Genomic DNA, 26,186 nt, shown 5'->3' with positions numbered 1-26,186 from the left:
TATTTTTAAGCTTAAATATTAGAAATGAACGGCTCGGGATGCTTTACAGGAATGGATTTTGACGAAAGGATGCAGCCCGAAGCAGTAATTTCCTAACCCTATATCAAACCATCCTTATCAATGAACAAAAAGCCGCTAAAAAGCGGCTTTGTCTGAGTTTGTATCTTTGGTACAAAATATTGCAGGTCATATTTCGGGGCTATGAATTCAGGCTGCCTTGGCACAAAATCTTTATTGTAGAGCATTTTTTTTCGCTGTCAGTATTGTGTGTATCTCAGATTCCGTTTCTGATCTTTTATAATTGACCTTAAAGGTTTCTATCTCGGCGACCCCCACTGACTTAATCTCGAACCGCTTGGTATTGTAAATCAACACATTAAGCTAATTCATAGAACCTTACGGGACTCGAACCATTTGGATTGTTGTTAGAGACTGCCCAATATTGGGCACTGGTATTTTTTAGTTTTCTTTGACTTGTCTTGATGTTTTGACTTTTAAAATGGATTTCTTTTTTTAGTAGTTTTGTACTTGATGAAAAAATACAACAGGTACCATTCAACTATTAAGACTTCTTATGCTTTAGGAATTCAACAGCAGGTTCTACCCCACTCTTTCACTTCTTCTATTCCCAGATCTACTTCCCAAAACTGGAAAGAACTTAATCCCCAGAAATTTGTTGGAAATGAATTTGCTTCCCAAGTGGAAACTGACTTGGAACAAGTCAAACTCATTCTTGATAAACGGCTTCGTAAAATTAGAGTAGCTATTTATGCTTTCTGCCGTTTGTATATAACTATTATTGAATTCATCGGGAAAAAGAATTTCGAGAAAATTATCCTTCAGAATAGGGAAGCTGTTATTGATCTTGTTTCTAATCTCCCTGTAGAGTTTGATCGGAATTTAGTTTGTAAGTTCTTGCAAATTACTCCGCATCAGTTCAACATTTGGAAAAGCAACCGATTATTTAGATGTTCTTTGTCTATCATTGGATATTGCAAGAAGCGTTTTCCTAATCAGATTTCTCAAAAAGAAATCAATGTTTTAAAAAGCCTCAGTCCAGAAAAAGGTTTTCTGCCTGGAGCACCGCTTCCGTTTGGGGATATGCTATTAAAAAAGGACATATCTCAATGTCCAGAACTTCTTGGTATAGGTATTGTCTTCGATTGGATATCTCTAAAAAAAGAAAATCCGGTAAAAAACCAAAGAAACGAGGTTCGGTGAAAGCTTCCAGTCCCAATGAAATCTGGCATGCTGACGTTACAGAGTTTGTGACTTCTGATAATGTCAAATTCTACATTCATACGGTCTTGGATAACTTTTCAAGAAAAGTGATTGCTTATACTATATCTCGTGATAAAACTGCCAAAACAAGACTTATCAGTCTGAAAGATGCAATACTTTTACAATTCAGCAAAATCCTCTCTCCTGCTGATTTGGATCTCATTGTAGATGGTGGCTCAGAAAACAATAACTTCAGAATCCGAAACTTTATCCGACATTGCCAGGTGAATATTCACAAGAAAGTTGCCCTCAAAGATGTACTGTTCTCTAATTCTATGATTGAAGGGCATTTTCAAATTCTCAAGAAATTTCTCCGTTGCCACGGTGAAATTCATTCACGGGATTTTCACAAAATCATTGGGTTCTTTGTGAAAGATTACAATTCTATAAGACCTCATTATCAGCACTGGACTTACACTCCTGATGAGATTCATTTAAATCCTGAACTCATCAACATAAAACCAACATTAGAACGAATCAACAAACAACGATTACAAAATAATCGCAACTCTTGTTGTAAAGCAGCATAGGACTTTCATGAGAAAATACTGTTTCTGCAATGGGTTCTATTTCTATTTTCTATATTTCCATATTTAATCATCAAAGTCAAAGAACATTTTTCTTTTTGAAGGGAACAAAAATACAAAATTTCTGTTTTTTTACAATCTGCAAACTTCTTTTTGTATTACCATCAGTGTGTACCAATATTCGTACACACTGATGGTAAGTAACTTACATTTTCAACACCCTTCAATAAAGACTTTCTTCATTTTCAGATGTTTTTTATCTCAACACCTGTTTCATGAGAGGGAGCCTAAACACAAAGTCAAAGATCGATTTTCTTTTTTGATCGAACAAAAATATAAAATTTCTAATTTTTATACAATCCTGAACCTGCTTTTATTATTACCATCAGTCTGTACGTAAATTCGTACAGACTGATGGTGAACAACTTACATTTTCAATACCCTTTAATAAAGGATTTACTTCTTTACAGAGGTTTTTTATCTCAATTCCTGTTCGTGAGAGGGAGCCGAGGTGCAGGAAGTGAAGGAGGAAGTTCTGGTGTCGTAAATAGTTCCTGCCACTTCGGGCAGGAATTGAAATCAAAAGAAAAGATGATTATCTTCATATTAAATAGTGTCACTATTGACGTTTTCAAAACCATAAATCCATATTTTATCTCCCTCCATATATTTTAATATTGAGACATTACTTTAATTGTATTATTTTTTTTTTGCTTTTAATAGTAGGTTGCTCATCTTCAAAGTCATAAGTTAACGTCAAATCAATAAAACGGTCTGATTTTATGAGTTTATCATACTGTTTTTTTAATGTCATATACTCTTTGTCTTCATTTTTCAAAGTGCTTCTTTGAATTTGATAATGCCTTAAAAACTCTCTAATTACAGGATTAATTGTCCTTTCTTCAATATTTGAAAAATCATTTGATTCAATTATTCCTTTTGCTTCTTGCCAATCCTTACTTTTCTTAATAGATTGATATTCTTGTTTCCAAATATCGGTATAACCTAATGTTTTTTCGAAAACACTTCTGTAAACAATATAAGTTTCTGGCATATATAGAATTTCAAAATATTCTTCAATATTATTACCAAATGCTTTATGAAAAAACGAAGTTTGTTCTTTTTTGCTTGCTGGTGCAACAATACCTTTTGTAACATTTAAGACAGATTGCACTGCGCGGATAAACTTTTTATTCCAATGCTTTCCTGTGTATTCTCTATGCTTAGCATCTTCGCCAAATAATGGAATATATTTCATAGGAAATGAAAAAATATCAATATTATGTTCATGACATAAATTGATATTTATTTCCAATCGGTTGTACAAATCTTCTGGTTTGTCATTAAAGTTATATAGAATGTAGTTTGATAGTTCGCGAATACCATACTTTGCAGCTAATTTAACTGCATTTTCATATTGTTTTCTAATTCCAATATAATCAAAAGCAATTCGCAAAGGTCGGATTGGAATTTCGCTCATTAGCTTCATAAACTCATCGGTAACATATCTTGCATCAGTCCCTTGATTGAAATCTACATAGCGAAGTTTTTTTGATTTTATTCTATATTTTTCATTTAAATCTTTTAACTCATTATACGCCTTAATTAGATTTTCTTTTGTCGTTGTTTCAAAATTCAACAACTGACAGTCATCCAGTACATTATATGCGAACTGTTGATTTTCTCCTTTCAAACGTTTTATAAGTTCGTGAAATAATCTGAAGCTTCGCTTAGTATATGCTCTTGTATTTGGATGGTTTTGTAGATTTCTAATTGCAATTTCAAGCTGATTTGGTTCTTCCCAAGTTGTTCCTTTCACAAAGCCCATATCTTTAATTTCCTGAATAATTTCTGCAAAGTTTGGTGAAGCCAATACATTGTTGTCCATCAGCAATAAATTTTGCTGTTCTCCATACAGTTCCTTTATTTCGTCAAATTTTCCTTTAGTTTCAATTTTTGGTTTGTAAGTTGGTTCTAATATAGGAACCGAACAAAACGCACATTTTCTTGTGCAACCTTTTGTCATAAAGGTAAAATAAGCACTTTCAGTTGGGTATTGATAATCAATTTCGTCAAGAATTGAATAGTCAAGGGGAAGATTATCAATGATAATTTTCTTTGCTTCTTTAATGTTTGGATCTAACATCCCGGGACGGTCAAGTAATCCTTGGTGTGGTTTTATTCCCGTAGCCTCTTCTAATTCTTTATGAAGCAGAGATGCTAAAACACCTCCAACAAAAATTTGTGAAGAATCGTTTACTAATGGTTTTACAAAATTGATTGTATCTACTGTTATTTTCCAATAGAAAGTAAAAAGAGTAGTAACATAAATTCTATCCCAAAAAGGCTCATAATTTTTTTTGCGAAATGTTTTTGAAAATTCGTCAATAACTTCAATAGCAAGTGAAGCATACCTAGTTTCTTTAAGCTCTAAAAGTTCAATAAAGTGCTTTTTCCCTGATTTAATAAACTGTTTGATGAAGAATGCTTTTTGTATCCAATTGATTGAAGAGTCTATTTTAGCTAGTTTCACCAAACATTCTTCAAACAATTCATCAACTACAAGATCTTTTAAATCACCTTTATAAAATTTTACATCATCACCTAACAGACGATGGTAAGATGCAATTTTCATTAATCCAATAGGTGGATATTTGTTTTTATAGTTTGGCTCTATTAGAAGTATTTTCCGTTTTTTATTATTCATCACTGTTGTATTTCTCAACGATTCTTTTTTTTATTAACTCGGATATATCGAAATCAAGTTCTTCTTCAAGAATTTCAAAAATTTCTAAAACAACTAATTTTTGTTCTTCTCTTAATTTTTCAAAAGTTGGTGGAGTGTATTTACTAATTTGCAGATCTTGACCCGTCAAGTAATTTATTGACAAATCTTTATCTCCAACGATACTATTAAATAATTTTTTCACATTTTCAGAAACGGTAGCTTTAGCATTAATTTTTTCAATTTCAATTTTTGCTTTTCTTGCTTTTTCTTCTAACTCCTTTAATCTGTTTAAATGGAAACTTTCAGTTGCTGCATTTTCAAAAAAACCTTTTTTTTCCATAAATTCTCCATATTTTTCTTGATACTTTTCAATTTCTTTTAGTCTATTATGTAATTTAGAAGCCGTTTGAGCCAATCTGTTTTCAAGGTTTTCTGCTTTTAGAATTTCTCTTAGGTTTTTCTCAAACTGTTCATAGGTTATATTTTCCGTAAAATAATCACGTCTGGCGTTGGGAATAAAACCATCATTTAAAGTATGAATTTCTCCTATAAATCGAAGATTTGTTCTCTCTTGGTCAAAAAATCTATTACAAGTGAACTCGTTTCCAATTGCAATATTTTTTGTTCTTATCCTTAATCCTCTCTCTAAATTTAATTCATCAAGGACAATATTCGAGTGTTCCCGATAACCGTACCAACAGGTAGCTAACAATTCTTGATTGTCATTTCTGATATCTACAAAATCAACACCAATTAAATTGGACACATTTTTACCTTTATCGTCAGTAAAAGTATTTTTATATCTTTTGAAAAGCGTATTGTTATTTATTTCAATATTGTATTCATCTAGTACTAAATTTCTGCTTTTGAGATATGTCTTTATTTCGTCGGTAAATGTGAATGATGAAGAAAAAGGCACTGGTGCAACCATTGATAGATATTCTGTTACAAAGTCTACATCAAGCAAATTATCATTATGAACATTTTCAAGTATTACACGGAAATAATGTTTGTCTAAATCTTCTTCTTTTGGAGGGTCTTCCACCGTAATTACGCTCATAGCAGCCATAGCATCACTATTGTCTTTACGGTTTTCAATTATCTTTTTTAACAATTTAGCATCAAGTATCATTTTGCTTTTAACACTTTCGTCTCGATAACTTGTTTCAAAAATTAATTTATCACAATAACCTAGACCTCCTAAACGTCCAATTCCTCTAAATCCTTTTCTTTTTGCTGTGTCCTTTTGAGAATTTGCAACATCACCTAAAAGACGAACAACATCTTTTTGGCGTACACCTGTTGCATTATCTGTAATAGTTATTTTTTTATTTTCTGTGTCTATAAAAATTTTTATTTCGCCATCACTTTTATCTCCTAAAATGCTTAATTCTACAGCTTCGTCAATCTGGTCGGCAGCATTTTGAATATATTCACGGAAAACAAACCTTGCATCATCATACATTCCAGATGTTAGAGTTTCCAAAACTGTTTTACCTATTGTCGGTTTGATCTCTTTTTCCATTACTTACTCAATTTCTTTTTTACCACGTTTGGAATATGATTTCCTTCATCTAATAAATCATGTCCGTGATATATTAGATTACTTGTTTTGATAAAACGAACAAAGACGTTGTTATCCAAATCAAAATTATAGTAAACCCCATTGTATAAAATTGCATTATCCAATAATTCTTGAGCTTTGTTCTCGCCTTGATTATGGTAACAACTAAATGGTGATACATCTTCATTACGATCATAATCGTAATATGCCTCACGTCTGTGTTTAGGGTTATGCTCAAATTTTATTTTAAACTTATTGAAGAAATTTTCTATTTCTTTTTCGGTGCTATACCTAAGTGTTTCAACATTTACATTGTAGTCTTGTTTGCTCAGAACAAGATTATTTTCACTTTCAAAAAAATAATCATAAGCAATGTATTTAGGCTCAGGATTTTGACTATTATGAAATAGGTGACATACTTGACTATGTAATTCTACTTGAATATTATCACTAAAATGGGGCTTTGAAATTTCTGGGGTAGAGGTTATTGACTTATCATTATCATTCGTATATAATACCCAATTAGAAAAAGTATCAGTTAAAAACTCTAATGTTAATTTCTGAAAATCGTATCCTATTTCCATTACCATATTGTAAGGAAATTCATTCATTATTGATTGATAAAGTTCATTTCTCAATAATATTGGCAATTTCAACTCTTTTATTTGGGAGTAGATATTAGGTGCCAAAGTCTTTAGAACTATATAGTGATTTTTGTTCTTATTAAAATCTTCTTCACACCAAATAAAAGTAGATATATCTATGGCAGCAATTAAACTCATCTTTGTTGATTTAAGCGTTTATTCATTTGAGCCCTCAAAATAGCTTTTAATTCTGCATCGGTTTTCTCGATAAATCCTTCAGGATATGGTAATTCAATTACGCCAAAATCATCAATCGTGATATTTCTGAATAAAATATCATATTTTCCTACTTCTACAAACGTCAATTGTATTTTACCATCTAATTGATTAGTTTGGTCTTCTGCAATTCTTCTCCTCAATCGTGTAATTAAATGGTCACTATGTGTTTCTATGATAACTTTTTTGCCTTGCTCTATTAATGAAATTAAAAAATCAGTCAGACCACTTTGAACTTTGGGGTGTAAGTGTATTTCAGGTTGTTCCAAAATAAATGTTTCATTATTGGCAATACGTAAGCCTTCTACTATAATTGGTAAAACTTGACTAATTCCAAAACCAACGTGTTTTATGGTAGACGTAATTCCCGATAAGCTCTCCACATAAATAATATATGAATCAGCTTCTTTTCGAGAATAAATATTTGCACATAAATTAAATCTCTCACAAAGCCAATATTTTACGGCATTTATGAATGTATCTTCTATTTTTACAAAGTTTACATTACTTTCTGATTCTTCGATTTTAAAAAAGATTGTTGGTCTTTCAGCTAATTCACAAAATATATCTGCAACATTTTCCCCTTGTTTCCCAACAGAGTTGCTTTTTCCATTTGCTGGATAAATATCTTTTGGTTCATTACGAAGCGGACCAACATAATTCAGATTCGTAAAAAAATCTTTTAAAATAGCTTTTATGCCATCTAACTTGGGAACTTCGTTAGCTATTATCCCATCACTAAATGCAATTTCATAATTGGTTGGGATGAATGAAGAATAGTTTATTTTCGTAATTGAGTAATTTTTGCCATATAATTTTTCACTAAAAACCGCTACATTAGTTTCCACATTAAATAAAGTTCCGTTGTTTTCAAATTTTATATAGTCTGGTTTAATTTCAGTTTCTATTTTGACGCTAAAGGAACTCACTATAATCAGTTTTTCGTCAAAATCAAATTTAATTTCTATATGTAAGTTATAATCTAGTGCTTCATAGATTCTTAACTCTGGAAAGTCTTTATATTTACTGAGTTCTGATTTATTAAAAGTAAATTCAACTTTGAGTTTATTATCTTTTTTTTTATCTTTTAATATATCCAAATAATTACGAACCTTAAATAGATCTCCACCTAAATCCAAAGGCCGTTGGGCAGAATCATCTTCCAAAGTTTGCTTTAACAATAACAATAACTGAATGAAAGAAGACTTCCCCGAACTATTTGTTCCTGACAAAATAGTTAGCGGTTGCATCTCATAGTTAACTAATGAGCCTATTGACTTAAAATTATTTATTGATATTTTCATTTATAATCTTCTTCAATCTTCAAAATTAGCAATTCTGCCGTTTCTTTAGGCAATACATTCCTGATTGTTGTAAAAATATTTCCCAAAAACTTACGTTCTTGCTTGTTAAGCCTTATAAGTTTATCTGTTCTAAAAACAGGTTCTTCTGCCACTTCTGTTTCTACATTATTCTTTACTGTCAATGTATGGTTTAAGGTAGCACGTTCAATAATTTTGGTTATTGGCGTTAGCGTGTCGGTTTCTGCCGATTTTGTTTTTATGCTTTCTAGTTTTCTTTCTGCCTTTTCTGCTTCCTCTTTTTTCTTTTTTAAATTTTCCAAAAAAGATTGTTGTTCTTCCTTATCAACAAAACCTTCTTCTTTTTTCTTTTCAAACTCTTCAGCAACTTCATTGTAACTATTGATAGTTCTTACGGCACTGTTTACATCTGAAGCAGTATAGCAAAGTTTATGTATGGTCGTATGAAAAAAGGATTTTAGTTTGTTCTCAAAGTCGTAAAAAGTTTCTGTTTCAGAAAAATAATCACGCCTTGCGTTTGGAATTAAATCTTGGTGCAATCCATAAACTTCACCAAAAAAATAAAACTGAAAGCGTTTGTCTCTGTGTAGTTTGGTTAATGTACTTTCATTTCCAATTTGGATATTTGCCTTTCTTAAACGGAGACCTCTTGCAAAATTGACTTGATTTAGCGATTGATTTTTTTCCGTAATCCCGTACCACCCCCAAAATAATTTATTGCTTTCAGGATCATAATCTTTGAAAAACAACACATCAATTACTTCTCCGATTTTTTTTTTGTTGTTGACATCGCCTTCGTAGATATATGAATTGTAACCCTTAAAAAGCTGTTCGGTATTGATAAATGTTTTGTATTCATCAACAGTAATCTCTTCTTTTTTTAGTTCATCATATATTTTCTTAGCGTACACAAATGATTTATTGAAAGCAACTGGTGCAACCATTGAGAGATAAGTTCTTATCTCTTTTACATCCAAAAGATCTTTATTACTAACACCAATCAATGAAACTTTAAAATAATGCTTATTGGCATCTTCTTTTTTTGTTTCAAGTGTTGTAACAGCATCAATTACGTCTGATGCTTCTTCCTTTTGTTCACGGTCATTGATAATTGCCTTTAGCTTCTTTGCGTCCCATGTCATTATTGATTTTACAGCCTCACCTTTAAATGATGTTTCAAAAACCAATTTTTCGCAATATCCCAAACCGCCTAATCGCCCAATTCCTCTAAATCCTTTATTAATTCCTCGTTTTTTAGTTGATTGTGCAATGTTTTTTAGTATTTCAACAACCTTGTTTTCCTCAATTCCTGTTGCATCATCTTCAATGGAAATAAGTTTTTTTTCAGCGTCAATTACAATATGAATTTCGCCTTCTTCTATCAAACCTTGCTGTCTTGCTTTATCTATTTGGTCTGCTGCATTTTGTATATATTCACGGTAAATAAATCGTGAATCGTCATACATTCCGATTGTAAGCGATTCGATAACATCTTTACCAATAATAGTTTTGAAATTATTATCCATTCTTGAACTGTTTATAAAGTGGTCTTGGAAATTTGATATTCAACAATGAGCGGAATACAGGATTTTGCAAAATGTATTCGCCTTGTTTCAATCTTGTAAGCATAGATTTATAAACAGGCGGTACAAACTGATAATCAGGTTTTGAAATTTCAATGGCGTTTGTTCTTCCATAGGCGTGTGTTGCACAATTTCCTTTTACCCGGTCGTGTATATCACTCTTAAATTGTTCAGCTGCAAATAAGATAATCCCTAAAGAGCGACCACGCTCGGTTATATCTAACAACTGACGAAGTATTGGCGAATTTTTAGGAACATCTTTACTTCCGTATTTATTTAGCTCATCAATAAATATGACAATTTTTGACGGTATCTCAGATTCTTCTCTGCCTGTAATTTGTCCTAATTTCAAATCATAAATAGCTCTCATTACATCTCCAAATACAAAGCCTTGCGATTCTTCATCTAGTTTGGCGATGTCGATAACGTGTATGTCGTTTTTTTTAATTCCTTTTATAGATTCCTGTAAGCGAACTTCTGAATTTTCTTCTTTTATTGTATTGGCAAACAAATCTTTGTTTCTTTCTAATGTCTTTCTGAAAAGACGGTAAAACTTACGCCAGCTCAATACAGAAATTGTCTTGTCTTTTCCGTTATCACCTTTTTCTTGATGCTTTTTGATTTCGTCCTTGAGTTCTTCCCAATTTCTTACACCATTAAAAACACCTTCACCAGAAATGATGTAATTAACGATCGATTCCATTGATTGTGTTGGGTCATCAATGTTTGAGAAAAGTAAATCTAAACTCTCTTTATCGTCTTCAAAAAGATATTTATACTGAAAAGCCTTTTTAAGCTTCTTCTGACTTTCTACGTCTTTTACATCTGCATAAGTTGTAGTTCTTACATCTTTTGAGTACGGGTAATAATACTTTACATTTTTGAAAGGTGAAACCTCAATACCTAAATCTTTGTAAACTTTTATGTCCTCATCAAGTAATTCATCATTAGCTTCGTCAATAGCCAACAAATCTCTTCCTTTTACATTCAGTAAAACAAAAGCTACACTTTCGTTTGTTTTATTTTTGATATACTGCTCTTGAATTGCTTTCATCAGAAACATTGCATACGATGTTTTTGATGCCAAACCTGAAATTCCTGAAATATTTAAGTGAGCTCCTTCTGGACCAATTAAAAAGTGTGAGTTGAAATGAACAGGCACGGTTATTTTATCTTCATCTTCATACATTTCAATTACACCACAAGCTAGAGGATTTTTTACATTATCCAATCCTAATGCTTTTTTTACATCTTTTTCATCGGCAAGAGAAACGGTGCAACCGTCCAAAACTGGCGTATAGATATTTTTTGAATTTGCAACAACTTTTGCTTTCACATAATTCATTCCAATTCTTTGTGAATTGCTTTTTGCTTCTACTTCTCCAAAGTCGCTGGAAATATAACCTGCCAAGAAACTTGCACCGTCTGTTAAATGTGAAATTTCTTCTACAACACCAAATGTTACAGAGTTTTTGATGTGTTCAACTTTTACCACATCAAAAGGTTTCAATACAAGATGTTTGTCTGTCCAAAAGAAAAATTCATCAATCGTTGTAGGTACTTTTTCTGTGGCTATTATTTTTCCTATTTTTTTCATCAAAATAAATTCAAAAAGTTAATGTCGCTCAAATATTTGCTTTTAATAAAGCTTTCTGTCAAATAAACAGGATACAGATGATTTGCCCAACGTGAATCTTTACCATAACAAACAGGATTTCTTTCGTTAATTATGTTGGCTGTTATTAAATCCACTTCTTCACTATTCAATCCGTTTTCGTTTTCGTCATCTGTAATCAGAATTTTTTCAATCTTCAAAACTCCAGCGAAGGGACTTTCTGTGCGGTCGGCTTCTCTTATTCGTACATACCAAATTGCAAAAAATATATTTCCTACAATTTCACTTTTATATTTGAAAGCAGGTGTTCTGTGATACAATGGTAATTTTGCAATTTTATCGGCGTTGCTTTTGCCGCTTCTGTCTTGGCACAATTCGGGATTGAACATTTTAGAAACACCAATCGCACATTTATAATGATTTTTTATTTTTGTTAGTTCTTTGAAATCGCCAGTTTTCATCGGCTTGTATTGCAATGAACCATCTTTAATCAAATATCTATCAGGATTGATTAAGTTTTTTGTACTTAAATGTGCTACTATTTTCTTTTCAGTTTCAATCATTTCATCTTGAATAGTTGCAATACCTAAATTCTCATATTTTGTTCCGTCCTCTTGCTTTTTAGAATCATAAGATAAGACTTTAGAAAAACTGATACCTGCTCTTTCGATTCTTCTATTCTTATTAATTTTTGATTTAAGGGCATTGAAAAACAATGAAGCATCACCAGCATTTGGATTTGCTGCTTTTGGTAATGATAGAACTAAATTATGTTCAAATCCATCTTTAACACTCTTGAATTGACTTGCGTTTATTCTTTGGCAACAAGCAACACCAATTTGTCCAGCAATAATTGGATAAACATTTCGATTTATTTCAATGTCATCAACTTTATATGTACGTCTTGAACCATCAAGAAAAAACTGAAATAAAGGTTCATCGTCAATGATTCTGTCAGCAAGTGTTTTCAAGCTTTTTGATGTATTTAAGTGTGTATCTGTTTCACCATACTCCTTTATAACTACTGAAATTTCCTTTAGTTTAGTATCAAAATCAAGTGTTGGCACACGAATTTCATCATCCGCACAATATCGGAATGATCTATAACATTTGCAGGTTGTTTCATTTGAAACTATATCTAAAACTTTATCCACTAAAACAGTCAGATTAAAAAACCCCTAAACTTACAAAAATTGTTAGACAAATTAAATTTTATTCAAATATTTTTATATGTATAATTATCAAGCGTTTTTTAATTTGTAGGAATTTAATGAATTATGTGAAAATCATCTCAGATTAAAAATAAACTGCCTAAAACGAAATTACAAAAAACACCAAATTGAAAAAGTAGTGGACACAGAAAAAGCAGATGATTTTCAAACCCTATTCAAGTAATCACTAACTATTTGATTATTTGAAGTTTACATCAAATACAAAGGAGCGGTTCGAGAATTGCCCCAAAAATCCCATAATTTTATTATGGACTTCTCGAACCCGTTTGTAATCGGGTATAACTTTGTCTATCAAACAGTTACAAACAAAAAAAGTCGCCAATTTGGCGACTTTTCACTCGGGCGACCCGACTGGATATCGAAACCCATTATTTTCAAACAGCTGATAATCAACTTAATACATAAAATATTTTCTTAAAAAATGAAATTGTTTAAATTTTCAATTGTTTGATTATCAATAATATATATTGTATAAAATTGTTTTTATACCAATTATTGACAGTTTTGCTAAAATCGTATATTTGCTGTATGCCATATTCCTTAAATGAGACAATTAAAAACTTGAATATCAGTGATTTTAAAGATAATTTCATAAAATACCCTGAATTTAGTTTAAGCGATATTTTGAAATTTTATCAATTGCAAACTCCAGCCATAAAAAAATCAACTGTTCAGTGGAGAGTTACCAGACTTTTAGAATTGGGAGTCATACAAAGAATTGGAAGGGGAAAATACACAATAGGAAATTATAGAAAGTTTATCCCCTATCCTACTTCTCAAATAAAGAAAGCCCATCATCATTTAATCAGTAAATTTCCTGATTCAAAATACTGCGTTTGGTCAACCGAATGGCTGAAAACATATCTTACTAAACTGGATGTGCAAATTATTTTTGTTGAGGGAATTGGAAATGAGCCGATCAATTTTTATTTTCATCTTTGGGAACAAAGATATTGTTCAGTATATTATAGATTACTAGACAAGGTTTCAAAAATGTTTTACAAAAATAGCATTGTCGTAAGGAAAATGATTAGTGGATCTCCTTTAACAGAGTCAGAGGGAATCTTCTATGCTCATCTGGAAAAGATAATTGTTGATTTATATTGTGATTGGAATTTGATATATCCTCATGAAAAACCTACTTTTCAACAGCTATTGAAAAAATTGCACAAAGATTTTTCTATCAATGAAAGTAAACTTTTGCGTTATGCAGACAGAAGAAAGAAAAAGGAAATTTTTATTCGACTTTTAAAGAAGTTGAATAAATAATACTTCTAAAATAGAAAAGATTAAACAATTCAAATTATTACAACATATAATAGTCATAATTTGATCCGATAACTAGAGGTTAAAATTAATTTCCAGCTATCCCATTAACGAAAGTATCTACGAATCCTAAAATTTTATTTAGAATACGGTCTCCAATTTCCTTAGATTTTAAAACACTCGGTCTTCCTTCTTTTCGTAAATCTAAAATCTCTTTTCGCAAAGGTTCACGTTCTGTAAATAAATAATTCTCTATCAGTCTTTCCGTTTTTTCTTCAGAAAGATTTTCTGTCTTGACTAGTTCTTGGAGTGCCTTTTCCTGCTCTACATTCCAGAATTTTTCAAATTCTTCGGGAATGGTATCCGTATCTTCAATATGTGGTAAGCTTTCTTGAATAAATTTTTCAATCAATTCTCTTTTACTTCTTAACGAGACTTCGGTGTTCAATAAATTGAAAATATCTTTTTCAATACTTTCTTTGTCTTTTGTACTATGTTTCGACTTGAATTTAATTAATAACTGGAGTATGTAAGTTACATTGATCGTATCACGTCTTATCAATTCCAATTCAAAATCTATATCATTGAGAATAGATGTTTTTTTAGAAGGATCAGTAGGATCAAGTCTTTCCTTTAAATCCAAATACTTACTGGTGTAATCTGCAAAAAGCTGTTCCTCCATCTGTAAATCATCCCAAGTAAATTCGGTATAATGACTCATTTTTTTGTGTAAACGCATCATAGCACGGAAAGCCAAAATAAACTGTAGCTGATCTTCTTCCGAATATAGCCCGTCAACAGATACTACTTCTGGAACGATTTCTAATAATTTCTGTGTGGCTTCATTAAACTTTTCTACATACGCTTCGTAGGGTTCCACTATGATTTCATCAATTGCTTCTTTGTTACTGAATAAAGCAATGGCTTCGTCTGTCTTGTCTTTCAGGTTTCGAAAGCACACTATATTTCCCTGTGTTTTATTCTTATCCAGAATACGATTGGTACGGCTAAATGCTTGTATCAATCCATGGTATTTCAAATTTTTATCAACATATAAGGTGTTTAAATACTTACTGTCAAATCCTGTCAAAAACATATTGGCAACCAACAAAATATCTGTCTCATTTTGCTTTGACTTCTTTGCTACTGCATTGTAATAATTGTAAAATCCTTCGGTATCTTTTACGTTCTGTTTCTCTCCAAATAATTCATTAAAGTCTTGCACATACGTTTCTAATAATTCTCTACGATGAGGCTTGTAGCCGTATGCTGCTTGTGGTTCGGCAACCATTCCCAATTGGGAATAAACCGAATCTTCCATTTCCTCTTCGTTCTGAGCAAAGCTAAAAATAGTTGCTATTTTTAAATCGTGTTGTTCATCTTGTTTTTTACGCTTGAAAATTTCATAGTATTGAATGACCGAATCAATGTCCTGTATACACATCATTGCACAAAATTTTCTGTTTTGCGTTTTCTGATTGTGGTATTGAATGATGTAATCCACAATTGCCTCCTTTCGTTCAGGAGCTTCAAAAACTTCTGTTTCGTTAATTTGCTCTACTTTTAAGTCAACAATATGTTCTTTCTGCTTAAAGGTTTGAATGTACTCAACCGAGAATTTCAATACATTCTCATCACGTATAGCATCTGTAATCACATATTTATGTAGACATTTCCCAAACAAACTCGCTGTTGTTTTTTCTCCATCCGCATTCTCTGCCAAAATAGGAGTACCTGTAAAGCCAAATAGTTGAATATTGGTAAAATAATTGACAATATTTTTGTGGGTATCACCAAATTGAGAACGATGGCATTCATCAAAGATAAAAACCATTCTTTCATGCTGAATGGATTTCATTTTCGATAAATTTCTACCTGAAATTGCATTATTCAGCTTTTGAATAGTGGTAACGATGATGCGAACATTTGGGTCGTTAAATTTTCTTATCAAATCGTCTGTATTGGTTGCAGAACTTACTGACCCCTTACTGAACTTATCATACTCTTGATTGGTTTGATAGTCCAAATCTTTTCTATCTACCACAAAAACCACTTTTTTGATAGCTGGAATTTTGGATAGAATCTGACTGGCTTTAAAACTGGTTAAGGTTTTACCACTTCCCGTTGTATGCCAGATGTAGCCATTTTTTTCGATGTTATAGCCGTTCAGTATTTCGTTTTCTTTTACCTTTTTGATAATACTTTCTACCGCATAATATTGGTATGGCCGAAGTACCATCAGACGTTTATCGGTTTCATTCAGCACGATGTATTTACAGATCATTTTACTGATATGACAAGGTTCTAAAAAAGAATCGGTAAAGCCGTTTAAAATATTATTCAATGGATTATTTTGTTCGTCTGTCCAGTGAAAAGTTTGAAGATATTCCTGTTTGTGTGTTCCGAAATTGCTGAAATATTTGGTGTTTACACCGTTACTGATAACGAATAATTGCACAAAATGAAACAAACCTTTTCCAGCACCAAAGCTATGTTTTTGATAACGGTTGATTTGGTTGAATGCTTCTTTCATTTCCAAGCCTCTTCGTTTCAGCTCGATTTGCACCAAAGGCAACCCATTCACCAATAAGGTAACATCATAACGGTTTTCATATTTCCCTTCTTGTGTAATTTGATTAGTCACTTGATATTCGTTCTGACACCAATGTTCTACATTGAGAAATTCAAAATACAGGTTATCACCATTATCCCTTATAATATGATGTTTTTTTTCACGCAATACTTTGGCTTTTTCAAATATAGAACCTTTGTTAAGTATATTCAATACTTTTTCAAATTCACTGTTGCTGAATTGTAGATGGTTGTGCTTTTCTAACTGTGTTTTCAGGTTCGCCAATAAAGCTTTTTCATCAGCAATAAAAGCGTATTTATATCCCAATTTTTGTAATTGGGCAACGAGTTGCTCTTCTAAAATTTGTTCGGACTGTTTGCTCAAAATAATTATGAATTAGGAGTTTATCTTATTCGTTCCATCTATGCACAAATTTAACAAAATAAAGTTCTCCCAATCCATAATTTAAACCTTATCTAAGAGCCTTAAACATCTGCTCAATAGCTTTTTTCTTTTGCTCCATATTGGGATGAACATAAAGATTCAGTGTTGTACTGATATTAGAGTGTCCTAATAATACACTTACCGTTTTATAATCACAATTACTTTCAATACATCGGGTAGCAAAGCTATGCCTTAATCCGTGAAATTTAAGCTCCGGCATTTTTAATGCTGCCATTAAGTTCTTGTAATAGCTTCTGTAGGTTCTGGGTTCTGTTGGTTTAGCATCGTTTGTCAGTACAAAAAAGGTTGGATTCACTATCTTTTTAAAAGGTTTCAATATTCTTAATAAATCCTTACTTATCGGAATTTCACGAATAGAATTTTTAGTTTTCGGGGTGTCCAGAATCAATTCCGTTCTACGAATTCCACCCTCTATCACATAAATGCGTTGGATGGTTCTGTTAACACTAATAATCCCATTATCTGTATCAACATCTTCCCAGGTTAATGCACATATTTCGCCAATACGCATCCCTGCACTTAAACATATATATACACCTAAATTCCTAAATGTAAAATGCTCCTGTATGTAGTTCATTATTTTTTTCTGATCGGTTTTGGTAAGCACTTCAATATTATGCTTTTCTCGTTCAGTAGGAAACTGAATATCAAAAGGGGTATACTGTAACCATTTGTTTTTAGCTCCGAATTTTAAAATCATTTTCAGAACAATTAAAATATCTTTAATTGTTTTATGACTTAAACCCGTTTCCAATTTTTGAAAAACAAAGCTTTGGACATCAGCTTCTTCAATCGCAATTTTGTTACCGAAATTAGGTAAGAGATGATTTTCAATCAATAACGTATAAGCTGAGAAACTTGACTTTTTCACATACTGCTTTTTGTCTATTTTCCATAGATCGATAACTTCTGAGAGTTGTTTTTTGTTCATTTTATTTGAATTAAATATTTAAAATGACAAAGGAAGCAGAAAGGAATTAAATGCGTTAGTATTTCAATCGGAGGATAAAGCTCTCCTCAATCTGCATTAAAGAGATTTGTAATCCCGATGTTCCTAATTTGAGATTTCCGGGGTTTGAGAGTGAGTGGGAAGTGACTGAATTGAATGAATTGGGAGAGTTTTTGGGAGGAGGAACCCCCTCATCATCAAATGAAGATTTTTGGAGAGGAAATATCCCTTGGGTTTCTTCTTCTGACTTGTCAGAAGGCGATATACATTCTGTGAATATTTCAAGATTCATAACAGAAGATGCCATTAGTAATTCAGCAACAAAACTATGTTCAGCTCCCATTATCTTAATAGTTTCAAGAGTCGGTGTAGGGAAAGTTGCATATTCAGAAAAAAGTTTATGTACAAGTCAGGATTTTTTAAACATCATAAACTTTAAATGTAACGGAGTTTTTCTTTCTTATTTACTTTCTGTTGAAATGAAAAAGGCTGCATCAGCCGTACAAGGAACGTCAATTAAAGGGATTTCTTCAATCGAAATAAAATCGAAGAAATTATTTACTCCTAAAGAGAATGAGCAACAAAAAATAGCATTTTTTCTATCGTTGGTAGATGAGAGGATAACAACCCAAAACAAAATAATTGAGGAGCTAAGTGTATTAAAAAATACACTTGCTAAAAGGATATTTTCACAAGATTTAAGATTTAAAGATGATAAGGGGAATGAATTTCAGAAATGGCAAATTAAGAAACTACAAGATATCTGTGAAATAATTGGAGGAGGTACACCAGAAACTAATAAAACTGAATATTGGAATGGAAATATACAATGGTTCACACCGACTGAAATAAAATCAAATTACGTTTCTAAAAGTGAAAGAACTATTTCCGAATTAGGGTTAAAAAACTCTTCTGCAAAACTTTTACCTAAAGGAACAATATTATTAACGACAAGAGCCACGATAGGCGAAGCATCAATAGCACTTGAAGAATGTACGACCAATCAAGGATTTCAATCTTTAATCACAAAAGAAGACTGTAATAACATATTTCTTTTCAATTGGCTGAAAATGAATAAATATGAATTGGCAAAACGAGCAAATGGATCTACATTCGCAGAAATTAGTAAGTCAGAAATTGAAAAAATTGAGATTAATTTTCCAAGCATTGATGAACAGATGAAAATAGCTGACTTTCTTTTGTCTATCGACTCAAAAGTTGATATTGAAACCCAACTTTTAAAAAAGCTAGAAGAACAGAAAAAGTTTTTACTGCAAGAAATGTTTATATAAATTCTATACAAACATTTGCTGTAACATGTATTTCTTTTGCATTTCCAATTGCTCTAAAATTGCTTTTTCAATTTGAATTTTTTGGTCAACTTTGGATAGAAAAGATGCTATTCTTTCTTGTTCTTCTATTGAAGGAATTTGCAAACCGATTTTTTCTATAGTTGTTTTGGATAAACTTGGTACTCCTGATGCTTCATTATATTCCAACCAATTAATTGTTTGAAAAAGGTGAAATATGAATTTTGGAATGCAAGATTGAAATGAGTGTGTATAGAATAATGTATCTACAGTCCAAAGTTTACCCTTATGGTACATAGGTTTGTCAATTGTACCTTTGCGTCCAATACAAACGGTTTCACCGTCATAAAGATAATCATTAACCAAAGTCATAAAACCACCAGTACCAAATACGGGAATATTACCAGATTGCAAATGTTTGTAATCTTTACCACTTCCTATTTTCAATATATCTCCAATTTTTACTTTTTTCCAATCAGAAGAATCTCTCCCGTCTGTATCTGTAAATCTTCTTTTTCGTTTGAATATTTGATTTCGGAGTGCTTGGATTAAGGTTTCTAATTGTTGAATTATTTTGTTTTGGGTTTGAACTCTTTCGTCAAGTAAGGCTAAAAATGAAGAAATTTTACTCTGCTCATTGAGTTTTGGTAAACTTAAAGAAAGAGAAGCTAATTGACTTGAATATAAATGCACTACGGAAATACCCTGTGCCAAATTAGCTATTTCCATTTTCTTTTTACTGTTCAGATAATAAGATAAAAAGATTCCATTATTCTCGGTCTTGATGATATTCAAATCACCTCCTAATGCAATCCCAGACTTCAAAATGCAGGAAGCTGTTGCAATATCGATTGTTGTTTCTCCAGATGCCGGAATGACGACATCATTTTCTTCACTTAAAACTAAAGTAGATGTATTTACATTGGTTTTGGATTTTATTTCGGTGATGATTTCTCTGTAATGTGTATAAAGTTCGCCATATCTTATACATTCAGTAATTCCATTTTCTTCAATATCACTTTTAGAAATTCCTTTTCCTTTTGAAAACGTGGCAATCTCCCCCAACTTTTTCGTTTCCCACTCACTCTCAAACCCCGGAAATCTCAAATTAGGAACCTTACCTATGTTTAATTTTTTATTCGCCATCTCAATAATTCAATTTTCGTTAGTAAAAACATTAAGGATATAAAAAAATTAAAAAACAAGCCCTAATTCCTTAAAATAAACATCAATCTCTTTATCGAGTTCAGCTCGTTTTACTTCTAAAGATTTGATTTCTTGCATTACGGATTGGATATCGATTTCTTCTTCGGCTTCAAACGTATCTACGTAGCGAGGAATATTGAGGTTATAGTCATTCTCTTCAACTTCTTTTAAAGTAGCTAAGTGACTGTATTTTTCAATAGTCGTTCTGTTACGGTAGGTTTCTATAATCTTATCGATATGTTCATCCCGTAACATATTTTGGTTCTTTACCTTTTCAAATTCTTTGCTGGCATCGATAAATAAGATATGTTCAGGATCTTCCTTACACTTTTTAAATACCAGAATACAGGTTGGAATACTTGTTCCGTAGAAAATATTGGCAGGCAAGCCGATGACCGCATCCAAATAATTTTTCTGTTCAATCAAGTATTTACGGATGTGTAGTTCTGTTGCTCCACGGAACAACACACCGTGAGGCAGAACAATAGCCATTGTTCCATTCTCTGCCAAATGATAGATCATGTGTTGCACAAATGCAAAGTCAGCTTTGCTTGAAGGAGCTAATTTTCCATATTGGCTAAAACGGTCATCATTCAAAAATAATGGATTGGCACTCCATTTCGCTGAAAAAGGAGGGTTTGCTACAATCGCTTCAAATGGCATATCGTTTAAATGCTGTGGATGTTCTAGTGTATCCTCTTGTTTTATATCGAACTGACGATAATGCACTCCATGCAAAATCATATTCATTCGAGCAAGATTGTACGTTGTACGGTTCATTTCTTGTCCGTAGAAATTATTGACATCCTTTACTTCTCTTGCCACACGTAATAATAATGATCCTGAACCACAAGTTGGATCATATACTGATTTTAAACGATTTTTACCTGTTGTAACAATCTTTGCGAGAATCTTAGAAACTTCTTGAGGGGTATAAAACTCCCCAGCTTTTTTTCCTGCACCGCTCGCAAACTGACCTATCAAATATTCATAAGCATCACCTAATACATCAAGTTCTGTATCATTCAATTTGAAGTCAATTTCATCAAGATGCTTCAAAACTTTTACGATAAGTGAATTTCTAGCATCAGCCGTTCTACCCAGATTATTACTGTTCAAATCCATATCAGAGAACAAGTCCTCAAAGTCTTCTTCACTTTGCGTTCCCATTGTACTAAGTTGGATATTGGTTAGAATTTTTTGTAAATCTTCAAGAATGAAATTGTTATCACCTCTTTTAGTAATTTCGCTAAATAGTTCAGAAGGCTTTAAAAAATAACCCAATGTTTCCAGAGCTTCTTCTCGAATAGCTTCAATATATTCTAAACCTTTAGGTGTATCTTCTTTGATGTCTCTGAACTGGATTTGATCTTCTTCCAAAATGGAATTCGCATAGATTTCCATTTTTTCAGCTAAATATTTATAAAAAATAAATCCCAAAATATAATCTCGGAATTCATCTGCATTCATTTTTCCACGTAATGTATTTGCTATATTCCAGAGCTGTTGCTCTAATATTTTCTTTTGTTCTTCTGACATCGAAATAAGCGTTATTTGATTAGGGATTTTTAATCCTTAAGAATCCACTAAAATAGCAAACTTTTATCTTGTAGAGCTTATGTTCGTAGAAAAAATCTATGATCCTTTTTAAGAAATTAAAATTTGATAAAGAAAAAAATACACAAGCATATGTTTATTAGAGGACAATTCCGATAATTTTAAGAAAACTGCTCAAACGAATGGAGTGGGATTATCATGGTTATTTTTCTGTATAAGTAAAGACTAAAAAACAAAGGAAAGTTAGTAATTTTTTCAATAGACCCGACTGACATTTATCGAACCACATATCTCTCTAATTATCAAATATTTAAAGACAATTTCTAAGAAGCGGTTCGAGAATTGCCCCGAAAATCCCATAATTTTATTGTGGACTTCTCGAACCCGTTTGTAAGCGGATATAACTCTGTTTATCAAACAGTTATAAATGAAAAAAGTCGCCAAATTGGCGACTTGTCAGTTCTGCGATCCGGACGGGACTCGAACCCGCGACCTCCGCCGTGACAGGGCGGCATTCTAACCAGCTGAACTACCGGATCAATTTTTTTGAAGTAAACTGATAAAACTTATGCGATCCGGACGGGACTCGAACCCGCGACCTCCGCCGTGACAGGGCGGCATTCTAACCAACTGAACTACCGGATCTGATTTTTTATAAGAACTCTTTTTCTTTTGTGCTTGCAAAAATACATCTTTTTTATTTTCCTGCAAATTATTTTATAAAAAAATACCTCCCATAACCGGAAGGCATTCATTATCAAAGCTATTTTTTTATAAGTGTGCACTTAACTTTTCAGCGATAACGTCCTTAGGAGCAACTCCCACCAATTTGTCAACAACTTCACCATTCTTAAAAATCAGAACCGTAGGAATATTCCTGATCCCATATTGCATAGAGATCTCCTGATTATTGTCTACATCCACCTTTCCTACGATTGCTTTTCCTTCAAAGTCTGCAGCAACTTCTTCAATGATCGGTCCTAAAGTTCTGCAGGGTCCACACCATACCGCCCAAAAGTCTACTAATACCGGCTTATCTGATTTTAAAACCGTTTCCTGAAATGAGCTGTCTGTAATTTCTAAAGCCATTTTATTTTTATTTAAATTAATATTCTACTTTATCACAATTCAAAATTAATACTTTTCAGTAATATGGTTATCTATGCTCAGCATTTGTTTTTTCTATAACCAGGTCATCTGAGATTTCTTTCAGAGCATTTACTAAAGCATCAATATCCTCTTTTGTGGTCAAATGACTGAATGAGATACGCAATGGGGTACAGCTGTCCATTTCATCTTCTGATAATACCATCATCATGACCATAGAAGGTTTTGAGGCTCCCGAAGAACAGGCACTTCCCTGAGATATTGCTATTCCTTTCATGTCTAACTGAAGCCCGATCAAAGGGTTTTTATAAGGTAATAAGGCACTTAAAACAGTATAAAGACTATTTTTCTGTGCACTTCTGCCATTGAATTTAATACCCGGAATATCCATAGACAACCTTTCAATAGCATAATCTTTGATTTCCTGAATATGACCGGCATATACCTCCATATTATCAAGGGAAAGCTCCAGTGCCTTTCCTAAACCTGCAATACCGGCAACGTTCTCAGTACCGGCTCTCAGACTTCTTTCCTGCGGTCCTCCGGTGATGATCCCCTTTAAACCTGTTGATTTCCTGATGAAGGCAAACCCTACTCCTTTTGGTCCATGGAATTTATGGGCACTGCATGAAGCAAAATCTACAGCAACATCGGAAAAATCCAGATCCATATGTGCCATGGTCTGCACCGTATCAGAATGGAAAAGAGCGTTATGAGCTTTACATATCTCAGCAGCCTTTTTGATATCCATGATATTTCCTATCTCGTTGTTGGCATGCATTAAGCTCACCAAAGTTTTTTTATCAGAAGCTTTTAACAGCTCCTCCAGTTTACTAAGGTCAATATCACCTTTCTCATCCGGGCGGATATAATTCACTTCCACTCCCTTTCTGTTCTTCATCTCCAGGATACTCTCTGAAACACATTTATGCTCCAAAGGAGAACTAATAATCCTCTCTATGCCAAGATGCTCCACACAGGATTTAATGATCATATTATTGGATTCTGTCCCACAGGAAGTAAAGATAATTTCAGCGGGAGTAACGTGAAGATAATCTGCGATCTGTCTTCTCACATTTTCAAGAAGGATCTTGGCTTCCTGCCCAAAACTGTGGGTAGAAGAAGGATTTCCGAAATTCGTTTTCATGATCCCAACCATAGCATCAATAACTTCTTCTGAAAGAGGGGTTGTTGCAGCGTTATCTAAATATATTTTATCCATTTTACTTTGAATATTTTAATTCTACGGAGTTGAACTGATAGTCTGAAGGCACTGTAAAGATCATCCACGGATTGGAAAGCACCTGTATTTCCATACCACCCGAGACGTATTGCGGGACCTCTACATATAAAATATTCTCTTTCACGTATGTGTTTTTTATTTCAGTGATCCGGTGGTCTCCTGATCTGAAGCTTCCGAGATTATATAGGATTACTTTTTTGCTCTTAGGGAGCTGAGGATAGTTGATGGCCGGTTCCTGACCTGCTTCTACAATAATAGTGGAGTTTCCTTGGAAAGCTTTCCGGAGATCCTGTTCGTTTTTAATGATTGTAAAACCTGCCTGCCCGGTCCCACCCTGAGATTCCGAAACAAGAATTTCTGCTTTGGTCTGCATATCACCGGATTTTTGAGATTGGGATGGTGTACTTGTGCAATTCATAAAGACTGCAAAACACCAAATCAGCAGTTTATTCATTTTTTCATTTTTACTACCCAAAATTAGTGAAAAAATTGGTAATGACCTTCATTTGCCCACTTAAGCATATGCTTATCCCCGGAGGTATCTCCGAAAGCAACTATTTTATCGTATTTGGATTTATCTATCTGTTCTTTTATTCTCACCAGCTTTTCTTTTCCGTTGCAATTCTTACCGATAAAATTCCCGGTGAAAATACCGTTTTTAAATTCCGCCCGGGTGGAAATAAGCTGCATCTGTAAAGCATCTGCAAAAGGTTTTGTCCATATATCAAGAGAGGCCGTAACCAATAAGCTTTGGGTGTTATTCCGGTCTATATTCTTAACAAAGTCCAAAGCATTTTCCCTAACGATCCTGGGATAGTTCTGTTCAAAAAATTCCCGGGCTTTTCGCTCAATTTTTTCCTGGGTCTGCCCTTTCAGGATGGAGCCAATGAAACTTTTTTTTACCTTTTCGGTGTCTGCAAGTTTTAATTTTAATAAAATGAAAAGCGGTACATGCCTGATAAATTGCATCCGGAATTTTGCAACATCATAGAATTTAAGGTACATGAACATAGTGTCCTTATACGTTAAAGTCCCGTCAAAATCAAAACAATACAGTTTCTTCATTTTTATTTAAAGCTTTAATTTCTTGAATATAAATTCAGGGATATTCCTGATAATCACCATTATAATACCCCAAACCGGTAAAACGTATGCCACATTCTTTTGCTTTTTATAGGCTTTATAGATACAGGCTGCGGCCTGTGCCGGAGTGGCGGTCAGCTTAGGATTCAACGGCAGGCCTTGGGTCATCTTTGTGGCCATAAATCCCGGTTTTACTGTAAGCACGTGCACTTTTTTATCAAAAAGGTAGTTTCTTAAGCCACTCAGGTAAGCCGTAAAGGCAGCTTTGGCACTTCCGTAAATAAAATTACTCTGTCTTCCCCGGTCTCCGGCTACTGATGATAAACCAATGATGGTTCCTGATCTTCTGCTTTCGAACTTCCGGGCAAAATAATTCATTACGGGAACCAGTTTTGAATAATTAATATCAATGATCTTCTCCGTATTCTTATGATCATACAGCCCTTCTTCCGTTCCTTCGCCCAAATAGCCTATGGCACAAAATAACATATGAGAATTAATATTTTCAAACTGAGCATAATCAACCTCTTTCAGGAGATCTAGTTCTATGACTTCGGACTGCTGTAGAAATTTCACATCTATATGCCTCGCAAATCTTTCGGTGGTCTCTTTACTGGAGGTGAATAAGTATATTTTCTCGAATTTCTCTCCTTCTTCCAAAGCTTTTTCTACAAAAGCCTGCGCCACTTCAGACGTACTTCCCAAAACTATCATCG

General features: G+C 33.0%; 20 protein-coding genes and 2 tRNA genes. 4 read left to right on the top strand and 18 right to left on the bottom strand.

Annotated elements, in window-relative coordinates:
* Positions 1-531 precede the first annotated feature (531 nt).
* Positions 532-1,221 (top strand): hypothetical protein, encoded by a 690-nt coding sequence (locus HNP38_RS00415; RefSeq protein WP_184182761.1) that lies wholly within the window; start codon positions 532-534, stop codon positions 1,219-1,221.
* Positions 1,218-1,811, top strand: coding sequence for a DDE-type integrase/transposase/recombinase (locus HNP38_RS00410; RefSeq protein ID WP_184182758.1), 594 nt, complete (start codon positions 1,218-1,220; stop codon positions 1,809-1,811). Before HNP38_RS00415 ends, HNP38_RS00410 begins: the two co-directional genes overlap by 4 nt.
* A 682-nt stretch (positions 1,812-2,493) precedes the next feature.
* Here the strand turns inward: HNP38_RS00410 and HNP38_RS00405 are convergent.
* Genes HNP38_RS00405 through HNP38_RS00375 form a run of 7 tightly spaced genes read right to left on the bottom strand, consistent with a single transcriptional unit; the run spans position 2,494 to position 12,634 of the window.
* Complete coding sequence (locus HNP38_RS00405) at positions 2,494-4,533, bottom strand: hypothetical protein (protein WP_184182755.1); 2,040 nt, start codon at positions 4,531-4,533, stop codon at positions 2,494-2,496.
* On the bottom strand, positions 4,508-6,061 hold the full coding sequence (locus HNP38_RS00400) for an ATP-binding protein (protein WP_184182752.1): 1,554 nt from the start codon (positions 6,059-6,061) through the stop codon (positions 4,508-4,510). Before HNP38_RS00400 ends, HNP38_RS00405 begins: the two co-directional genes overlap by 26 nt.
* On the bottom strand, positions 6,061-6,882 hold the full coding sequence (locus HNP38_RS00395; RefSeq protein WP_184182749.1) for a hypothetical protein: 822 nt from the start codon (positions 6,880-6,882) through the stop codon (positions 6,061-6,063). The genes HNP38_RS00400 and HNP38_RS00395 overlap by 1 nt, the downstream gene beginning before the upstream one ends.
* Positions 6,879-8,264: an AAA family ATPase gene (locus HNP38_RS00390; protein WP_184182746.1), complete on the bottom strand. Its 1,386-nt coding sequence runs from the start codon at positions 8,262-8,264 to the stop codon at positions 6,879-6,881. Before HNP38_RS00390 ends, HNP38_RS00395 begins: the two co-directional genes overlap by 4 nt.
* Positions 8,261-9,808, bottom strand: a complete 1,548-nt coding sequence (locus HNP38_RS00385; protein WP_184182743.1) for an ATP-binding protein — start codon at positions 9,806-9,808, stop codon at positions 8,261-8,263. Before HNP38_RS00385 ends, HNP38_RS00390 begins: the two co-directional genes overlap by 4 nt.
* Positions 9,801-11,462, bottom strand: coding sequence for an ATP-binding protein (locus tag HNP38_RS00380; protein WP_184182740.1), 1,662 nt, complete (start codon positions 11,460-11,462; stop codon positions 9,801-9,803). Before HNP38_RS00380 ends, HNP38_RS00385 begins: the two co-directional genes overlap by 8 nt.
* Positions 11,462-12,634, bottom strand: coding sequence for a hypothetical protein (locus HNP38_RS00375; protein WP_184182737.1), 1,173 nt, complete (start codon positions 12,632-12,634; stop codon positions 11,462-11,464). Before HNP38_RS00375 ends, HNP38_RS00380 begins: the two co-directional genes overlap by 1 nt.
* Before the next feature lie 606 nt (positions 12,635-13,240).
* On the opposite strand from HNP38_RS00375, the gene HNP38_RS00370 reads away from it, so the two are divergent.
* Positions 13,241-13,981, top strand: a complete 741-nt coding sequence (locus HNP38_RS00370; RefSeq protein WP_184182733.1) for a DUF6577 family protein — start codon at positions 13,241-13,243, stop codon at positions 13,979-13,981.
* 85 nt (positions 13,982-14,066) lie between these two features.
* Here the strand turns inward: HNP38_RS00370 and HNP38_RS00365 are convergent, their stop codons facing one another.
* Positions 14,067-16,934 (bottom strand): type I restriction endonuclease subunit R, encoded by a 2,868-nt coding sequence (locus HNP38_RS00365; RefSeq protein WP_184182729.1) that lies wholly within the window; start codon positions 16,932-16,934, stop codon positions 14,067-14,069.
* Positions 16,935-17,022: 88 nt separating this feature from the next.
* Positions 17,023-17,946 (bottom strand): tyrosine-type recombinase/integrase, encoded by a 924-nt coding sequence (locus HNP38_RS00360; protein WP_184182726.1) that lies wholly within the window; start codon positions 17,944-17,946, stop codon positions 17,023-17,025.
* A 128-nt stretch (positions 17,947-18,074) separates the two neighbouring features.
* Here HNP38_RS00360 and HNP38_RS00355 point away from each other — a divergent pair, with 128 nt between their 5' ends.
* A complete protein-coding gene (locus tag HNP38_RS00355) occupies positions 18,075-19,256 on the top strand; it encodes a restriction endonuclease subunit S (RefSeq protein ID WP_184182723.1) in 1,182 nt (393 codons plus the stop codon).
* A 3-nt stretch (positions 19,257-19,259) separates the two neighbouring features.
* Here the strand turns inward: HNP38_RS00355 and HNP38_RS00350 are convergent, their stop codons facing one another.
* The 9 genes from HNP38_RS00350 to HNP38_RS00310 form a co-directional block, all read right to left on the bottom strand.
* Complete coding sequence (locus HNP38_RS00350; RefSeq protein ID WP_228460886.1) at positions 19,260-20,420, bottom strand: restriction endonuclease subunit S; 1,161 nt, start codon at positions 20,418-20,420, stop codon at positions 19,260-19,262.
* Between the two features lie 48 nt (positions 20,421-20,468).
* Positions 20,469-22,019 carry a type I restriction-modification system subunit M gene (locus HNP38_RS00345; protein WP_184182720.1) on the bottom strand — a complete coding sequence of 517 codons (1,551 nt, stop codon included), beginning with the start codon at positions 22,017-22,019 and terminating at the stop codon, positions 20,469-20,471.
* A gap of 483 nt (positions 22,020-22,502) precedes the next feature.
* A tRNA-Asp gene (locus tag HNP38_RS00340) sits at positions 22,503-22,576 on the bottom strand.
* A gap of 32 nt (positions 22,577-22,608) precedes the next feature.
* Positions 22,609-22,682: transfer RNA gene (locus tag HNP38_RS00335), tRNA-Asp, on the bottom strand.
* A gap of 126 nt (positions 22,683-22,808) precedes the next feature.
* Positions 22,809-23,126, bottom strand: a complete 318-nt coding sequence (gene trxA, locus HNP38_RS00330; protein WP_121461284.1) for a thioredoxin — start codon at positions 23,124-23,126, stop codon at positions 22,809-22,811.
* Between the two features lie 67 nt (positions 23,127-23,193).
* Complete coding sequence (locus tag HNP38_RS00325; protein WP_184182716.1) at positions 23,194-24,366, bottom strand: cysteine desulfurase family protein; 1,173 nt, start codon at positions 24,364-24,366, stop codon at positions 23,194-23,196.
* A gap of 1 nt (position 24,367) precedes the next feature.
* On the bottom strand, positions 24,368-24,760 hold the full coding sequence (locus tag HNP38_RS00320) for a hypothetical protein (protein WP_228460884.1): 393 nt from the start codon (positions 24,758-24,760) through the stop codon (positions 24,368-24,370).
* 104 nt (positions 24,761-24,864) lie between these two features.
* A complete protein-coding gene (locus tag HNP38_RS00315; protein WP_184182709.1) occupies positions 24,865-25,452 on the bottom strand; it encodes an HAD family hydrolase in 588 nt (195 codons plus the stop codon).
* A gap of 6 nt (positions 25,453-25,458) precedes the next feature.
* Positions 25,459-26,184, bottom strand: coding sequence for an SDR family NAD(P)-dependent oxidoreductase (locus tag HNP38_RS00310; RefSeq protein WP_184182706.1), 726 nt, complete (start codon positions 26,182-26,184; stop codon positions 25,459-25,461).
* Between the last annotated feature and the right edge of the window lie 2 nt (positions 26,185-26,186).

The organism is Chryseobacterium defluvii, from assembly GCF_014204415.1.
In the GTDB taxonomy this organism is placed as follows: domain Bacteria; phylum Bacteroidota; class Bacteroidia; order Flavobacteriales; family Weeksellaceae; genus Chryseobacterium; species Chryseobacterium defluvii_A.
This window is presented reverse-complemented; position numbering and strand designations above follow the sequence as displayed.

Excerpts from the sequence above, each read along its gene's own strand:
- HNP38_RS00415 (WP_184182761.1), top strand. The coding sequence starts at position 532 with ATGAAAAAATACAACAGGTACCATTCAACTATTAAGACTTCTTATGCT.
- HNP38_RS00310 (WP_184182706.1), bottom strand. The coding sequence starts at position 26,184 with ATGATAGTTTTGGGAAGTACGTCTGAAGTGGCGCAGGCTTTTGTAGAA.
- HNP38_RS00320 (WP_228460884.1), bottom strand. The coding sequence starts at position 24,760 with ATGCAGACCAAAGCAGAAATTCTTGTTTCGGAATCTCAGGGTGGGACC.
- HNP38_RS00390 (WP_184182746.1), bottom strand. The coding sequence starts at position 8,264 with ATGAAAATATCAATAAATAATTTTAAGTCAATAGGCTCATTAGTTAAC.
- HNP38_RS00350 (WP_228460886.1), bottom strand. The coding sequence starts at position 20,420 with ATGGCGAATAAAAAATTAAACATAGGTAAGGTTCCTAATTTGAGATTT.
- HNP38_RS00395 (WP_184182749.1), bottom strand. The coding sequence starts at position 6,882 with ATGAGTTTAATTGCTGCCATAGATATATCTACTTTTATTTGGTGTGAA.
- HNP38_RS00325 (WP_184182716.1), bottom strand. The coding sequence starts at position 24,366 with ATGGATAAAATATATTTAGATAACGCTGCAACAACCCCTCTTTCAGAA.
- HNP38_RS00345 (WP_184182720.1), bottom strand. The coding sequence starts at position 22,019 with ATGTCAGAAGAACAAAAGAAAATATTAGAGCAACAGCTCTGGAATATA.
- trxA (WP_121461284.1), bottom strand. The coding sequence starts at position 23,126 with ATGGCTTTAGAAATTACAGACAGCTCATTTCAGGAAACGGTTTTAAAA.
- HNP38_RS00360 (WP_184182726.1), bottom strand. The coding sequence starts at position 17,946 with ATGAACAAAAAACAACTCTCAGAAGTTATCGATCTATGGAAAATAGAC.
- HNP38_RS00370 (WP_184182733.1), top strand. The coding sequence starts at position 13,241 with ATGCCATATTCCTTAAATGAGACAATTAAAAACTTGAATATCAGTGAT.
- HNP38_RS00385 (WP_184182743.1), bottom strand. The coding sequence starts at position 9,808 with ATGGATAATAATTTCAAAACTATTATTGGTAAAGATGTTATCGAATCG.
- HNP38_RS00400 (WP_184182752.1), bottom strand. The coding sequence starts at position 6,061 with ATGGAAAAAGAGATCAAACCGACAATAGGTAAAACAGTTTTGGAAACT.
- HNP38_RS00380 (WP_184182740.1), bottom strand. The coding sequence starts at position 11,462 with ATGAAAAAAATAGGAAAAATAATAGCCACAGAAAAAGTACCTACAACG.
- HNP38_RS00315 (WP_184182709.1), bottom strand. The coding sequence starts at position 25,452 with ATGAAGAAACTGTATTGTTTTGATTTTGACGGGACTTTAACGTATAAG.